Here is a 14,514-nt window from a genome sequence, read left to right as displayed (position 1 = left end):
ACGGGTGGGGGAGAGCACATGGAGACCACACAGCGGGCCGATCAGCAGCGGTCCGCCGACCGACGCCGGCGCGAGCTGCTGGAGGCAGCCGACCGGGTGGTGCTGCGCGACGGGCCCCAGGCGTCGATGAACGCCATCGCCGCGGAGGCGGGCATCACCAAGCCGATCCTCTACCGCCACTTCGGCGACAAGGGCGGGCTGTACGCCGCGCTCGCCAAGCGCCACACGGACGCGCTGCTGGACTCCCTGCGGGCGGCGCTGGACGCGCCGGCGGACCGGCGCGAGCGGGTGGAGTCCACCCTGGACACGTACCTGGCGGCGATCGAGGCGCGGCCCCAGGTCTACCGCTTCCTGATGCATCCGGCGGAGGGCTCGCCGGGCGACCAGGGCTTCGACGTCGGCAAGCACAGCGCGCCCCTGCTCCGCAGGATGGGCGAGGAACTGGCCCAGGTGATCGAGGAGCGGCTCGACCTCGGGCCGGACACCCAGCGGCTGGCCCGGGTGTGGGGACACGGGATCGTCGGCATGATGCACGCCGCCGGGGACTGGTGGCTGGGCGAGCGGCCGTGTTCCCGGGCCGAACTGGTGCGCAGCCTGGCCGACCTGCTGTGGGGGCGGCTCACGGCGGCCGGGGACAGGGTGGGCGGTCCGGGGTTCTGACCTCCCCCGGCCACCGGCGCCCGTCCGGGGTCCGCCGCCCCGTTCACCGGTTCCACGGGGCGCGCGCCACCTGCCGCATGAGGCGGCGGTGGCGCCGGCCCGTCAGACGGTCGGCGTACAGCCGGCCCTCCAGGTGGTCGCACTCGTGCTGCAGGCAGCGGGCGAAGAACCCCGTGCCGTGCACCGTCACCGGCTCCCCGGTCACCGTGAAGCCCGTCACGACGGCGTGGTCGTGGCGCTCCGTGGCCGCCTCCAGGCCCGGCAGCGACAGGCAGCCCTCCGGCCCGCGCACCACCACCCCGTCGGCCTCGACGAGCCGGGGGTTGACCACGTGCCCCAGATGACGCACGTCCTCGTCGTCCGGGCAGTCGTACACGAACACCCGCAGCGGTTCGCCGATCTGGTTCGCGGCCAGCCCCACCCCGTGCGCCGCGTACATGGTGGCGAACAGGTCCTCCACGAGCGCCGCCAGCCGGGGCCCGAAGTCGGTGACCTCCCGGCACGGTTCGCGCAGCACCGCGTCGCCGAGCAGGGTCAGGGGGCGGACGCGCCCGCGGGCGCCCGGGATGGAACCGTGTCGCATGACCGCAAGGGTACGGTTCCACGGATCATGCCCACCGCGCGGGCAGGCCGGGATTCGGGAGTGCGAACGGATCTCGATAGGCTGACGTCCACACCACGTGTCCGGCAGGCTTCAGGGCGCGGCGCGTACGCAAGGAGGATCGAGAACTGATGGCAGGCAACTCGGACCCGCTCACGCCGCGGGCCAAGCTGGCCGTGACCGCGGGCAAGGCGGTCGCAGCGGCATCCCGTGCCGCGGGACGCGGCAGCGGTTCGGTGATCGGCGGCCGGGTGGCCCTCAAACTCGACCCCGACCTCCTCGGCAAGCTCGCCCAGAACCTGGACTGCGTCCTGGTCTCGGCGACCAACGGCAAGACCACGACCACCCGGCTCATCGCCGAGGCCCTGCGCGCGGCGGGGCCGGTGGTCTCCAACGCGCTCGGCGCCAACATGCCCGCCGGCATCACCTCGGCGCTCGCGGGCGGCTCGGACGCCCGGTACGGCGTCATCGAGGTCGACGAGAAGTACCTCGCCGGCGTCGCCCGGGACACCGAGCCGAAGTGCATCGCCCTGCTCAACCTCTCCCGCGACCAGCTCGACCGGGCCGCCGAGACCCGGATGCTCGCCGAGAACTGGCGCGAGGGCCTGGCCGGCTCCAAGGCGGTCATCGTCGCCAACTGCGACGACCCGCTGGTGGTGTGGGCCGCCTCCTCCTCCCCCAACGTGATCTGGGTCGCCGCCGGGCAGATGTGGAAGGACGACGCCTGGTCCTGCCCGTCCTGCGGCGGCGTGATGCAGCGGCCCGGCGACGACTGGTTCTGCGGCGAGTGCGGTTTCCGCCGGCCCACGCCGACCTGGGCGCTCTCCGGCGACCACGTCCTCGACCCGCACGGCTCCGCCTGGCCGATCCACCTCCAGCTGCCGGGCCGCGCCAACAAGGCCAACGCGGCCACCTCCGCGGCCGTCGCCGCCGTCTTCGGCGTGCCGCCGCAGGTCGCCCTGGAGCGCATGTACCAGGTGCAGGCGGTGGCCGGGCGCTACGACGTCGTCCAGTTCCAGGGCCGCGACCTGCGGCTGCTGCTGGCGAAGAACCCGGCCGGCTGGCTGGAGACGTTCTCCCTGATCGACCCGCCGCCGGCCCCGGTGATCCTGTCGGTGAACGCGCGCAGCGCCGACGGCACCGACACCTCCTGGCTGTGGGACGTCGACTACACGCGGCTGACCGGCCACCCGATCTGCGTGATCGGTGACCGGAAGCTGGACCTCGCGGTGCGCCTGGAGGTCGCCGACCAGCAGTTCCAGGTCTGCGAGAACCTCGACCAGGCCGTTCAGCTGTGCCCGCCGGGCCGGATCGAGGTCATCGCGAACTACACCGCGTTCCAGGACCTGCGCCGCCGGGTCGGCAACTGACCACCGAGCACTCAGGGGAACTTTCGTGAGCGACAACAGCCTGCGGATCGTCTGGATCTACCCGGACCTCCTCAGCACCTACGGCGACCAGGGCAACGTCCTGGTCATGGAGCGCCGGGCCCGGCAGCGCGGCCTGGACGTGGCCCGGCTCGACGTGCGCAGCGACCAGCCGATCCCAACCTCCGGCGACATCTACCTGATCGGCGGCGGCGAGGACCGGCCGCAGCGGCTCGCGGCCGAGCGGCTGCGCCGGGACGGCGGCCTGTACCGGGCGGTGGAGAACGGCGCGATCGTGTTCTCGGTGTGCGCCGGCTACCAGATCCTCGGCCACGAGTTCATCAACGACCTCGGCCAGCGGGAGCCCGGCCTCGGCCTGCTCGACGTGGTCTCGGTGCGCGGCGAGGGCGAGCGGTGCGTCGGCGACGTGCTGGCCGACATCGACCCGCGCCTCGGCCTGCCCCCGCTGACCGGCTTCGAGAACCACCAGGGCGTCACCCACATCGGCCCCACCGCCCGCCCGCTCGCCCAGGTGCGCTTCGGCAACGGCAACGGCACCGGCGACGGCACCGAGGGCGCGTACAACGAGACGGTCTTCGGCACGTACATGCACGGGCCGGTGCTGGCGCGCAACCCGCAGATCGCGGACCTGCTGCTGAAGCTGGCCCTCGACGTGAACGCGCTGCCGCCGGTCGACGACCACTGGTACGAGGCGCTCCGCAACGAGCGCATCGCGGCCGCGCAGCAGCCCGCCTAGGACCCGCGGAGCGCCGCGCGCCGCCCGGCGCTCCGCGGCCGTCCGGCCCCTCGCCGACGGCCCGTCTGACGGCGCGTCCGCACAGGTGAGCGCGATCGTCCAGCAGGCGGACGCACGCTTCGGCCCCGCCCCCCGCTGCGGCTAGGGTGGCGGGGATCGAGCCGGACAGCGCGGTCCGGTCCCCGTGCCCACGTGGAGAAGGTATCTCGGGCTATGCGCATTGGTGTCCTCACGTCCGGCGGCGACTGCCCCGGCCTGAACGCCGTCATCCGGTCCGTCGTGCACCGCGCCGTCGCCGACCACGGCGACGAGGTCATCGGCTTCCGGGACGGCTGGAAGGGCCTTCTGGAGTGCGACTACCTCAAGCTCGACCTCGACGCGGTGGGCGGCATCCTCGCCCGCGGCGGCACCATCCTCGGCTCCTCCCGGGTCCGTCCCGAGCATCTGCGGGACGGCGTCGAGCGGGCCAGGGGCCACGTCGGGGAACTCGGGCTCGACGCGATCATCCCGATCGGCGGCGAGGGCACGCTGAAGGCGGCCCGGCTGCTGTCGGACAGCGGCCTGCCGATCGTCGGCGTGCCGAAGACCATCGACAACGACATCGCCGTCACCGACGTCACCTTCGGTTTCGACACCGCCGTCACCGTCGCGACCGAGGCCCTGGACCGGCTGAAGACCACCGCCGAGTCCCATCAGCGGGTGCTGATCGTGGAGGTCATGGGCCGGCACACCGGCTGGATCGCCCTGCACTCGGGCATGGCGGCCGGCGCGCACGCCGTCGTCGTGCCGGAGCGGCCCTTCGACATCGAGGAGCTGGCCGGGAAGGTCGGCGAGCGGTTCGAGGCGGGCAAGCGGTTCGCCATCGTCGTGGCGGCCGAGGGGGCCAAGCCGAAGCCCGGGACCATGGAGTTCGACGAGGGCGGCAAGGACGCCTACGGGCACGAGCGGTTCGCCGGAATCGCCCGCCAGCTCTCCGTGGAGCTGGAGCGGCGCCTCGGCAAGGAGGCCCGGCCGGTGATCCTCGGGCACGTCCAGCGCGGCGGGACCCCGACGGCGTACGACCGGGTGCTCGCGACGCGGTTCGGGTGGCACGCGGTGGAGGCCGTGCACCGCGGGGAGTTCGGGAAGATGACCGCGCTGCGCGGGACGGACATCGTCATGGTGTCGCTGGCGGAGGCTGTGGAGACGCTGAAGACGGTGCCGCGGGAGCGGTACGCCGAGGCCGAGTGCGTGCTGTAGGCCGTACGCGGGTCCCGGCCGCCCCCGGTCGCAGCAGCGGCCGGGGGCGGTTCTACTCTGGTGCGGACAAACAGCTGTCGGCAGACAGCCGGGACGTCACGGCACATTCCCCCACGAAACAGGAGCCGGTCGATGGACCACAGCGGGCACGGCACGACCATGGATCTGCCGCCGTTCACGCTGGGACGAGGCCTCGGATGGTCGACGGACCCCTTCTTCCTCGTCGCCTGCCTGCTGGGACTGGCGCTGTACGGATGGGGCGTCGTACGGCTCGTGCGGCGCGGGGACAAGTGGCCGGTCGGACGGACCGTCGCCTACGTCGCCGGTGTGCTGAGCATCGGGCTGATGATGTGCACGAGGCTGAACGACTACGGCATGGTCATGTTCAGCGTGCACATGGTGCAGCACATGGTGATCAGCATGGTCTCGCCCATCCTGGTCCTGCTCGGCGCGCCGATCACGCTGGCGCTGCGCGCGCTGCCGACGGCGGGCCGCGGGCGCCGGGGGCCGCGCGAGCTGCTGCTGATGCTGCTGCACAGCCGCTACATGCGGATCATCACGCATCCCGTGTTCACCATCCCGCTGTTCATCGCGAGTCTGTACGGGCTGTACTTCACCCCGCTGTTCGACTTCCTGATGGGCTCCGGGGTGGGGCACATCGCGATGATGGTGCACTTCCTCGCCGTCGGCCTGGTGTTCTTCTGGCCGATCATGGGTGTGGACCCCGGTCCGCACCGGCCCGGCCATCTGATGCGGATGCTGGAGCTGTTCGCGGGCATGCCGTTCCACGCCTTCTTCGGCATCGCGCTGATGATGGCGTCCACGCCGATGGTCGGGACGTTCGAGAACCCGCCCGCCTCGCTCGGCATCGAGGCCCTGGCCGACCAGAACTCCGCGGGCGGCATCGCCTGGGCGTTCAGCGAGATCCCGTCGGTGCTGGTGCTGATCGCGCTGCTGTTCCAGTGGCACGCGTCGGACCAGCGGCAGGCCAGGCGCAAGGACCGGGCCGCCGACCGCGACGGCGACAAGGAGCTGGAGGCGTACAACGCCTATCTGGCCTCGCTGAACGCGCGCGGCCGCTGAGGGACCGGCCGGCGCCCCGCGCGGCGGGGAACCGCCCCGGGCGGCCGGCGGCCGGGATCGCCGTCGCCGGGGGCGGCCGGGTCCTCGCCGGCCGGACGGGGCGGGGACGGCGGCGCCACGGGACGCCCGGGGAGGGCGCCGGTGCGCGCCCTGCGGGCCGGGCGGGCGCGGTTGCGCGGACCCGCCCCGGCCGCGGCCCGGGGAAATCCGGCACTCGTCCGGCCATGGACCCCGTGCGGAAGCGGAACGGGGGCACCATGGAGGGGACGGACCATGAGGAGGGTGTCGCGATGCCCGGTTCTACGGACGGCTCCACGAAGGCGATGGGGGTGCTCACCGTCGGCGGACTCGTCGTGGTGACCGCCTACACGGTGGCGCTCGGCAGCAACGGCTGGCTGTGGTTCGGCTGGATCGTCCTGGGGCTGATCACCCTCGGCATGATCGCCACCACCCGCAGCACCTGACGCGCGCCCGCGGCGTCCGACGGCTCACTCCCGGGTGAGCCGTCCCGCCGAGTGCACGCCCGGCTGGTACTTCGGCAGCCGGACGGTGACCCTCATGCCCGCGCCGACGGCGGTCTCGATGACGAGGCCGTAGTCGTCGCCGTAGACCTGGCGGAGCCGGTCGTCGACGTTGGACAGCCCGATGCCGCCCGAGGGGCTGACCTCGCGGGCGAGGATGCGGCGCAGCAGGACGGGGTCCATCCCGGCGCCGTCGTCCTCGATGACGACCAGGGCCTCGGCGCCCGCGTCCTGCGCGGTGATCTGGATGCGGCAGGTGTCGGCCTTGCCCTCCAGGCCGTGCTTGACGGCGTTCTCCACGAGCGGCTGCAGGCACAGGAAGGGCAGGGCGACCGGCAGCACCTCGGGGGCGATCTGCAGGGTGACGGCCAGGCGGTCGCCGAAGCGGGCCCGGACCAGCGCCAGGTAGTGGTCGATGGCGTGGAGCTCGTCGGCCAGGGTGGTGAAGTCGCCGTGCCGGCGGAACGAGTAGCGGGTGAAGTCGGCGAACTCCAGCAGCAGCTCGCGGGCGCGCTCGGGGTCGGTGCGGACGAAGGAGGCGATCACCGCGAGCGAGTTGAAGATGAAGTGCGGGGAGATCTGGGCGCGCAGGGCCTTGATCTCGGCCTCGATGAGGCGGGTGCGGGACTGGTCGAGGTCGGCGAGCTCGAGCTGGACGGAGACCCAGCGGGCCACCTCGCCGGCGGCCCGGACCAGGACGGCGGACTCGCGGGGCGCGCAGGCCACGAGGGCGCCGTGCACCCGGTCGTCGACGGTGAGCGGGGTGACGACGGCCCAGCGGACCGCGCAGTCGGGGGTGTCGCAGGTGAGCCGGAACGCCTCGCCGCGGCCGGTCTCCAGCGGCCCGGCCAGGCGCTCCATGATCTCCGCACGGTGGTGGGCGCCCGCCCCGTCCCAGACCAGGACCTCCTTGAGGTCCGTCAGGCACAGCGCGTCGGTGCCGAGCAGGGAGCGCAGCTTGCGGGCCGCCTTGCGGGCGGTCTCCTCCGTCAGGCCCGCCCGGAGCGGGGGCGCGGCCAGGGAGGCGGTGTGCAGGGTCTGGAAGGTGGCGTGCTCGACGGGGGTGCCGAGCCCGGCGAGGCCGGCGGGCCGGGCCGTGCGGCGGCCCAGCCAGAAACCGGCGGCCAGCAGCGGGAGCGCGGCCACGCACAGGCCGGCCAGGAAGCCGCTCATGCCGCCGTCTCCGTCCGCAGTTCCTCCGGCAGGTGGAAGCGGGCCAGGATCGCCCCGGTCCCGGCCGGCACCCGGCCCGGGGTGGCCAGGGACACCAGCGCCATGGTGAGGAAGCCCAGCGGCACCGACCACAGCGCGGGCCAGGCGAGCAGCGCGTGCAGCGCCCCGCCGCCGGGCAGGCCCGCCATGGTCGCGGCGACGGCCAGCAGCGCGGAGCCGCCGCCCACCAGCATCCCGGCGGCGGCGCCGGGCGGGGTCAGGCGCCGCCACCAGATGCCGAGGACGAGCAGCGGGCAGAACGACGACGCGGACACCGCGAAGGCGAGCCCGACGGCGTCGGCGACCGGCAGCCCGCCGACGAGGAAGCTCGCCGCGAGGGGGACGGCCATGGCGAGCACCGTGCCGAGCCGGAAGTGCCGGACGCCGCGCGCGGGCAGGACGTCCTGGGTGAGGACGCCCGCCACGGCCATGGTCAGCCCGGAGGCGGTGGACAGGAACGCGGCGAAGGCGCCGCCGGCGACCAGCGCGCCGAGCAGGTCGCCGCCCACTCCCCCGATCATGCGGTCGGGCAGCAGCAGGACGGCGGCGTCCGCGTCGCCGGTGAGGGCGAGCTCGGGGGCGTAGAGGCGGCCCAGGGCGCCGTACAGGGGCGGCAGGAGGTAGAAGGCGCCGGTCAGGCCCAGCACCGCGACGGTGGTGCGGCGGGCGGCGACGCCGTGCGGGCTGGTGTAGAAGCGGACCACGACGTGCGGCAGCCCCATGGTGCCGAGGAAGGTGGCGATGATCAGCCCGTACGTGGCGTACAGCGGGCGTTCCTCGCGGCTCTCGGCCTGTGAGGGCAGCAGGTTCCCTCCGGTGCGTTCGGCTGCCGGGACCGGGGTGTCCCGGTCGAAGGTGAGGCGGGTGCCGGCCTCGATGCGGTGGGTGCCGGCGGGCAGGCTCAGCCGGGTGTCCTGGTGGGCGCGGCCGTCGACCGTGCCGCTGACGGTGACGGTCAGGGGCCGCTCCAGCCTCAGGTCGAGGCTGTCGCCGACGTGGACGGACCGCTGTTCGCGGAAGGCCGCCGGTTCCTCGAAGGCGTGCCGGGGGGCTCCGTCGCCCTGCCAGGCCAGGAGCAGGAAGAGCGCGGGGACCAGCAGGGCGGTGAGTTTCAGCCAGTACTGGAAGGCCTGCACGAAGGTGATGCTGCGCATGCCGCCGGCGGCGACGATCGCGGTGACCACGACGGCGACGATCACCCCGCCGAGCCAGGCGGGCGCACCGGTGAGCACGGTCAGGGTCAGCCCCGCGCCCTGGAGCTGCGGCAGCAGGTACAGCCAGCCGACGCCGACGACGAACGCCCCCGCCAGCCGCCGCACCGCCGGCGAGGCGAGCCGGGCCTCGGCGAAGTCGGGCAGGGTGTAGGCGCCGGAGCGGCGCAGCGGGGCGGCGACGAACAGCAGCAGCACCAGGTAGCCGGCGGTGTAGCCGACCGGGTACCAGAGCATGTCCGGGCCCTGCACCAGCACCAGGCCGGCGATGCCGAGGAAGGAGGCGGCGGAGAGGTACTCGCCGCTGATGGCGGCGGCGTTCAGGCGGGGGCCGACGGTGCGGGAGGCGACGTAGAAGTCGGAGGTGGTGCGGGAGATGCGCAGGCCGAACGCGCCGACGAGGACGGTCGCCACGACGACGAGGGCGACGGCGGGGACGGCGTAGCTGGAGTTCATCGGTCGTGGCCGTCCGGGGTTCAGCGGTCCTCGACGAGGCGCACGAAGTCGCGTTCGTTGCGCTCGGCGCGGCGTACGTACCAGCGGGCGAGGAGGACGAGCGGGGCGTACAGGCAGAAGCCGAGGACGGCCCATTCCAGGCGGCGGGCGCCGGGCAGCGCCGCGAACAGCAGCGGCAGCGGGCCGACCAGCAGTCCGAGGACCGCGAGGACGGCGAGGGCGGCGCGCAGCTGGGTGCGCATCAGGGAGCGGACGTAGGTGTGGCCGAGGGTGGTCTGCTCGTCGATCTCGGTGCGGGGCCGGTAGTAGCCGAAGGCGTGGGGGTACCGCCCGCGCGAGCGGAGCCGGGCGTGGGGAAGGGCGCGGCGGGGCGGGCCGGTGACGACGACGCGGCGTTCGGCGGGGTCCTGGTTCGGCACCGTCAGAGCCTCCTCATGAGCAGGTCCCGCAGCTCGCGGGCGTGGCGGCGGCTGACCTGGAGTTCCTCGGAGCCGACCAGCACGCTGACCGCGCCCGCGTCCAGCCGGAGCTCGCCGATGTGGCGCAGGGCGACCAGGTGGCGGCGGTGGATGCGGACGAAGCCGCGGGAGCGCCAGCGCTCCTCCAGGGTGGACAGCGGGATGCGGACGAGGTGGCTGCCCTTGTCGGTGTGCAGGCGGGCGTAGTCGCCCTGCGCCTCGACGTGGGTGATGTCGTCGACCGCGACGAAGCGGGTCACGCCGCCGAGCTCGACGGGTATGTGGTCCGGGTCGGGCTCGTGCACGGGGACGCGCGGGGCGGTGCCGCGCAGCTCGGCGGCGCGTCGCACGGCCTCGGCGAGGCGTTCCCTGCGGACCGGCTTGAGGACGTAGTCCACGGCCTTGAGGTCGAAGGCCTGCACGGCGAAGTCCTCGTGCGCGGTGACGAACACGACCAGCGGCGGCCGGGCGAACCCGGTGAGCAGCCGGGCGAGGTCGAGGCCGTCGAGGCCGGGCATCTGGATGTCGAGGAAGACCACGTCGATCGCCTCCGGCCCGTGCGGCCCGGACTCCAGCGCGCGGTTGATGCGGCGCAGCGCCCCGGTCGCGTCGCCGGCGCCTTCCGCGCTGCCGATGCGCGGGTCGGCGTTGAGCAGGTAGAGCAGTTCCTCCAGGGAGGGGCGTTCGTCGTCGACAGCCAGGGCGCGCAGCATGAACGTGGAGTGTAGGTGGAATCCGTACGCCTGGACACGGGATCGGTGTGGACGTTTCCGCTGGGTACGGTGGCGGGGGCGGGATGGATACAGTGCCCGCATGGACAGCAGGCCCGCGCCGTTCGACGAGCTCGACCGGAAGATCGTCACCGCGTTGATGGCGAACGCCAGGACCAGCTTCGCCGAGATCGGCGCGGAGGTCGGGCTGTCCGCGACGGCGGTCAAACGCCGGGTGGACCGGCTGCGGGAGACCGGGGTGATCACCGGGTTCACGGCCACGGTGAAGCCGTCGGCGCTGGGCTGGCGCACCGAGGCGTACGTGGAGGTGTACTGCGAGGGGGCGGCCCCGCCCCGGCGGCTGGCGAAGGTGGTGCGCAACCATCCGGAGATCACGGCGGCGATGACGGTGACCGGCGGCGCCGACGCGCTGCTGCACGTGCGGGCGCGGGACGTGCAGCACTTCGAGGAGGTGCTGGAGCGGATCCGCGCGGAGCCGTTCATCCGCAAGACGATCAGCGTGATGGTGCTGTCCCATCTGATCCCGGACAGCCCGGAGGCCGGGGCCAGCCACGCCGCCCCGGACGACGCAGCAGACCTGCGCTGATCCGGTCGACGACGCAGCATTCCTGCGCCGACACGCAGCTTTCGTCGCTTGTCGCCCGTCTCGCTCGCTTCCTACCGTGGTGTCACCCCTCGTCACGCACCGTCAGGAAGCGGAGGAACCCCTCTGTGCCCGACTCCCGTGTCCCGCGCCGGCGGCGCTTCCTCGTCTGCGAACCCAGACACTTCGCCGTGCACTACGCGATCAACCCCTGGATGGATCCCGGCCGGTCCGTCGACGTCATCCGCGCCCTGGACCAGTGGCAGGCGCTGGTCGACGCCTACCGCGCCCACGGCCACACCGTCGAGACCGTGGCGCCCGTGCCCGGGCTGCCGGACATGGTCTTCGCCGCCAACGCGGCGGTCGTGCTGGAGGGGCGGGTCCTCGGCTCGCTGTTCCACGCGCCCGAGCGCCGCGCCGAGTCCCTCCCGTACGAGGCCTGGTTCAAGCAGGCGGGCTTCGAGGTCCACCGGCCCGGATCGGTCTGCGAGGGCGAGGGCGACCTGGTGCCGGCGGGCCGCTGGATCCTCGCCGGGACCGGCTTCCGCACGACCCCCGAGGCCCACCGGGAGGCGCAGGAGTTCTTCGGCGTCCCGGTGATCGGCCTGACGCTGGTGGACCCGTACTTCTACCACCTGGACACGGCGCTGTTCGTCCTCGACGACGAGGGCGACGGGAACGTCGCCTACTACCCCGGGGCGTTCTCGCCCGGCAGCCGTGAGGTGCTCGCCCGGCTGTACCCGGACGCGGTGACCGCCACCCGCGAGGACGCGCTGGCGTTCGGCCTCAACTCCGTCTCCGACGGACGTCACGTCTTCGTCTCGCCGGGGGCGACGGCCCTGGCCGGACAGGTGGCCGACCGCGGCTACGTCCCCGTCCCCGTCGACCTGTCCGAGTTCCACAAGGCCGGCGGCGGCATCAAGTGCTGCACCCAGGAGATCCGGGAGAACCGCTCATGACCGCACCCGCCCGCACCCGTACCTCCGACGAGCTGATCCGGGCGGAGGAGCCGGTCCTCGCGCACAACTACCATCCGCTGCCCGTGGTGGTCTCCCGTGCCGAGGGCGCCTGGGTGGAGGACGTGGAGGGCCGCCGCTACCTGGACATGCTGGCCGGGTACTCGGCGCTCAACTTCGGCCACCGGCACCCGGCGCTGATCGAGGCGGCCCACCGCCAGCTGGACCGGCTCACCCTCACCTCGCGCGCCTTCCACAACGACCGGCTCGCCGAGTTCGCCGAACGGCTGGCCGCGCTGACCGGCCAGGACATGGTGCTGCCCATGAACACCGGCGCGGAGGCCGTGGAGAGCGGCATCAAGGTGGCCCGCAAGTGGGCGTACGACGTCAAGGGCGTCCCGGCCGACCGGGCGACGATCGTGGTCGCGGCGGACAACTTCCACGGCCGCACGACGACGATCGTCGGCTTCTCCACGGACGAGACGGCGCGGGCCGGTTTCGGCCCCTTCGCACCGGGCTTCCGGATCGTGCCGTACAACGACCTGGCCGCGCTGGAGGCGGCCGTCGACGACACGACGGCGGCCGTGCTCATCGAGCCCGTCCAGGGCGAGGCGGGCGTCGTCGTCCCGGACGACGGCTACCTGGCCGGGGTGCGGGAGCTGACCCGCCGCGCGGGCTGCCTGTTCGTGGCGGACGAGATCCAGTCGGGCCTGGGCCGCACCGGGCGCACGCTCGCCGTGGAGCACGAGTCGGTCGTCCCGGACGTCGTGCTGCTGGGCAAGGCGCTGGGCGGCGGCATCGTCCCGGTGTCGGCGGTGGTGGCGCGCCGGGAGGTGCTCGGGGTGCTGCACCCGGGCGAGCACGGCTCGACGTTCGGCGGCAACCCGCTGGCGGCGGCGGTCGGCACGGCGGTGGTGGAGCTGCTGGAGACCGGCGCGTTCCAGCGTCGCGCCGCCGAGCTGGGCGAGGTGCTGAGGGAGGGCCTGACGGCGCTCGTCGGCAAGGGCGTCGTCGGCTTCCGCGCGCGGGGCCTGTGGGCGGGCGTCGACGTCGACCCCGTGCTCGGCACCGGCCGCGCGGTCAGCGAACGGCTGATGCGGGAGGGCATCCTCGTCAAGGACACCCACGGTTCCACCATCCGCCTGGCCCCGCCGCTGACGATCACGGCCGAGGAGCTTCGGGGGGCGCTCGAGACGCTGGAGAAGGTCCTCGCCGAAGGACTCGCGGAAAGGGCCTGAGCCGCGGGCGAGCCGCGGAACGGTCCGGTGTCCGGCGCCGGCCCGTCGGCGCGCGAAACGGCCGCGGCCGTCAGCCCGCGGGGCGGTCGCGGGGCGGCCGCGGCCCGTCCGGCTGCGCCGCGCCGCCCGCGCGTCCGGCGGCCCGGTCCCGGTCGAGCCGTGCCACGTGCTCGACGTTCCCCCGGTCCTCGGCGTCGTCGCTGGGCCCGCCGGCGAACCAGGCGTCGAGGATCTCCTTCAGCAGCGGCCCGGAGGTCAGCCGCAGGCTGAGGGCGAGGACGTTGGCGTCGTTCCAGCGGCGGGCGCCGTCCGCCGTGTAGGCGTCGGTGCACAGCGCCGCCCGTACGCCCGGCACCTTGTTCGCGGCGATCGACGCGCCCGTCCCGGTCCAGCAGCACACCACCGCCTGGTCGGCCGTCCCGGCGGCGACCTCCCGGGCGGCCGTCTCCGTGCACGCGGCCCACCGGGGGTCCGCCCCGGGGCGCAGCGCCCCGTGCGTCCGCACGTCGTGGCCGCGCCCGCGCAACTCCTCGACGAGGAGGCGGGCCACGGGTTCGTCCATGTCCGAGGAAACGGCGATCCGCATGTCCGGGAGCCTACCCGGCCCGGTTCCGGCCGGCCTGTCCCGCACCTACACTTGCACCCCGCCGGGCCCACGGGGTGAGCCGCGCGGACGCGGCGCTCGAGTGAGGAGCGAGGCCTTGTTCTACCACCTGCTCAAGTACGTGCTGCTGGGTCCGTTGCTGAGACTGGTCTTCCGCCCGCGGATCGAGGGGCTGGACAACGTCCCGTCGTCGGGCCCGGCCATCGTCGCCGGCAACCACCTGTCGTTCTCGGACCACTTCCTGATGCCCGCGGTCCTCGGACGGCGCATCACCTTCCTCGCGAAGGCCGAGTACTTCACCGGCCCCGGCCTCAAGGGCCGGCTGACCGCGGCCTTCTTCCGCGGCGCCGGCCAGATCCCGGTCGACCGTTCCGGCAAGGAGGCGGGCCGGGCGGCGATCCGCGCGGGGCTCGGCGTGCTGCGCAGGGGCGAGCTGCTCGGCATCTACCCGGAGGGCACCCGCTCGCACGACGGCCGGCTCTACAAGGGCAAGGTCGGCGTCGCGGTGATGGCGCTGAAGGCCGGGGTGCCGGTGGTGCCGTGCGCGATGATCGGCACCTTCGAGGCGCAGCCGCCGGGCAGGGTCGTGCCCCGCGTCCGCCCCGTGACGATCCGCTTCGGCGAGCCGCTGGACTTCTCCCGCCACGCCGGCCTGGAGGACGACAGGGCGGTCCTGCGCGCGGTCACCGACGAGATCATGTACGCGATCCTGTCGCTGTCGGGGCAGGAGTACGTCGACGAGTACGCGGCCGTCGTCAAGGAGAAGCAGGCCGCCGCGAAAGAGCGCAGGTTCCCCCGGATGCCGCTGAGCTGACCTCTGCCCTCGGCAGAACCGCC

At 73.7% G+C, this 14,514-nt stretch carries 16 protein-coding genes; 10 read left to right on the top strand and 6 right to left on the bottom strand.

What is annotated here, in order from left to right; translation table 11 throughout:
* The first annotated feature begins 18 nt into the window (after positions 1–18).
* Entirely contained in the window at positions 19–660 is a 642-nt protein-coding gene (locus ACIBAI_RS06680; protein ID WP_399031568.1) for a TetR family transcriptional regulator, read from the top strand.
* Positions 661–703: 43 nt separating this feature from the next.
* Here ACIBAI_RS06680 and def read toward each other — a convergent pair whose 3' ends face one another.
* Positions 704–1,243: a peptide deformylase gene (gene def / locus ACIBAI_RS06675; RefSeq protein ID WP_399031567.1), complete on the bottom strand. Its 540-nt coding sequence runs from the start codon at positions 1,241–1,243 to the stop codon at positions 704–706.
* 149 nt (positions 1,244–1,392) lie between these two features.
* Between def and ACIBAI_RS06670 the strand changes: the two genes are divergently transcribed.
* From ACIBAI_RS06670 to ACIBAI_RS06650, 5 genes are all read left to right on the top strand, one after another.
* Positions 1,393–2,631 (top strand): MurT ligase domain-containing protein, encoded by a 1,239-nt coding sequence (locus ACIBAI_RS06670; RefSeq protein ID WP_344604529.1) that lies wholly within the window; start codon positions 1,393–1,395, stop codon positions 2,629–2,631.
* 25 nt (positions 2,632–2,656) lie between these two features.
* Positions 2,657–3,385, top strand: coding sequence for a type 1 glutamine amidotransferase (locus tag ACIBAI_RS06665; RefSeq protein ID WP_399031565.1), 729 nt, complete (start codon positions 2,657–2,659; stop codon positions 3,383–3,385).
* Between the two features lie 213 nt (positions 3,386–3,598).
* Positions 3,599–4,624: a 6-phosphofructokinase gene (locus tag ACIBAI_RS06660; protein ID WP_399031563.1), complete on the top strand. Its 1,026-nt coding sequence runs from the start codon at positions 3,599–3,601 to the stop codon at positions 4,622–4,624.
* A gap of 132 nt (positions 4,625–4,756) precedes the next feature.
* The gene (locus ACIBAI_RS06655) at positions 4,757–5,707 is read left to right on the top strand and encodes a cytochrome c oxidase assembly protein (protein ID WP_399031562.1); all 951 of its coding nucleotides are present in this window, start codon (positions 4,757–4,759) and stop codon (positions 5,705–5,707) included.
* A gap of 290 nt (positions 5,708–5,997) precedes the next feature.
* On the top strand, positions 5,998–6,171 hold the full coding sequence (locus tag ACIBAI_RS06650; protein WP_399031560.1) for a hypothetical protein: 174 nt from the start codon (positions 5,998–6,000) through the stop codon (positions 6,169–6,171).
* Positions 6,172–6,195: 24 nt separating this feature from the next.
* Here the strand turns inward: ACIBAI_RS06650 and ACIBAI_RS06645 are convergent, their stop codons facing one another.
* From ACIBAI_RS06645 to ACIBAI_RS06630, 4 genes are read right to left on the bottom strand one after another with little or no spacing between them, the layout of a single operon-like run.
* Positions 6,196–7,401 carry a sensor histidine kinase gene (locus ACIBAI_RS06645; protein ID WP_399031558.1) on the bottom strand — a complete coding sequence of 402 codons (1,206 nt, stop codon included), beginning with the start codon at positions 7,399–7,401 and terminating at the stop codon, positions 6,196–6,198.
* Positions 7,398–9,107, bottom strand: a complete 1,710-nt coding sequence (locus tag ACIBAI_RS06640) for a cation acetate symporter (protein ID WP_399031556.1) — start codon at positions 9,105–9,107, stop codon at positions 7,398–7,400. The genes ACIBAI_RS06645 and ACIBAI_RS06640 overlap by 4 nt, the downstream gene beginning before the upstream one ends.
* A 20-nt stretch (positions 9,108–9,127) precedes the next feature.
* On the bottom strand, positions 9,128–9,526 hold the full coding sequence (locus ACIBAI_RS06635) for a hypothetical protein (protein ID WP_344604516.1): 399 nt from the start codon (positions 9,524–9,526) through the stop codon (positions 9,128–9,130).
* 2 nt (positions 9,527–9,528) lie between these two features.
* Positions 9,529–10,278 carry a LytR/AlgR family response regulator transcription factor gene (locus ACIBAI_RS06630; protein ID WP_399031554.1) on the bottom strand — a complete coding sequence of 250 codons (750 nt, stop codon included), beginning with the start codon at positions 10,276–10,278 and terminating at the stop codon, positions 9,529–9,531.
* A 100-nt stretch (positions 10,279–10,378) separates the two neighbouring features.
* Between ACIBAI_RS06630 and ACIBAI_RS06625 the strand changes: the two genes are divergently transcribed.
* The 3 genes from ACIBAI_RS06625 to rocD all read left to right on the top strand — a co-directional run bounded on the left by ACIBAI_RS06625 (position 10,379) and on the right by rocD (position 13,073).
* The gene (locus ACIBAI_RS06625) at positions 10,379–10,882 is read left to right on the top strand and encodes an Lrp/AsnC family transcriptional regulator (protein WP_344604512.1); all 504 of its coding nucleotides are present in this window, start codon (positions 10,379–10,381) and stop codon (positions 10,880–10,882) included.
* Between the two features lie 125 nt (positions 10,883–11,007).
* Complete coding sequence (gene ddaH, locus ACIBAI_RS06620; protein ID WP_399031553.1) at positions 11,008–11,838, top strand: dimethylargininase; 831 nt, start codon at positions 11,008–11,010, stop codon at positions 11,836–11,838.
* The gene (gene rocD, locus ACIBAI_RS06615) at positions 11,835–13,073 is read left to right on the top strand and encodes an ornithine--oxo-acid transaminase (RefSeq protein ID WP_399031552.1); all 1,239 of its coding nucleotides are present in this window, start codon (positions 11,835–11,837) and stop codon (positions 13,071–13,073) included. Before ddaH ends, rocD begins: the two co-directional genes overlap by 4 nt.
* 70 nt (positions 13,074–13,143) lie before the next feature.
* Here the strand turns inward: rocD and ACIBAI_RS06610 are convergent, their stop codons facing one another.
* Positions 13,144–13,659 (bottom strand): RpiB/LacA/LacB family sugar-phosphate isomerase, encoded by a 516-nt coding sequence (locus ACIBAI_RS06610; RefSeq protein WP_399031551.1) that lies wholly within the window; start codon positions 13,657–13,659, stop codon positions 13,144–13,146.
* Positions 13,660–13,774: 115 nt separating this feature from the next.
* On the opposite strand from ACIBAI_RS06610, the gene ACIBAI_RS06605 reads away from it, so the two are divergent.
* Positions 13,775–14,491, top strand: coding sequence for a lysophospholipid acyltransferase family protein (locus tag ACIBAI_RS06605; RefSeq protein WP_399031549.1), 717 nt, complete (start codon positions 13,775–13,777; stop codon positions 14,489–14,491).
* Positions 14,492–14,514 lie beyond the last annotated feature (23 nt).

The sequence above is a fragment of the Streptomyces sp. NPDC051041 genome (assembly GCF_044456065.1).
Taxonomy (GTDB): domain Bacteria; phylum Actinomycetota; class Actinomycetes; order Streptomycetales; family Streptomycetaceae; genus Streptomyces; species Streptomyces glaucus.
Note: the sequence above shows the minus strand (reverse complement) of the source record. Positions and strands in the feature narration are given on the sequence as shown.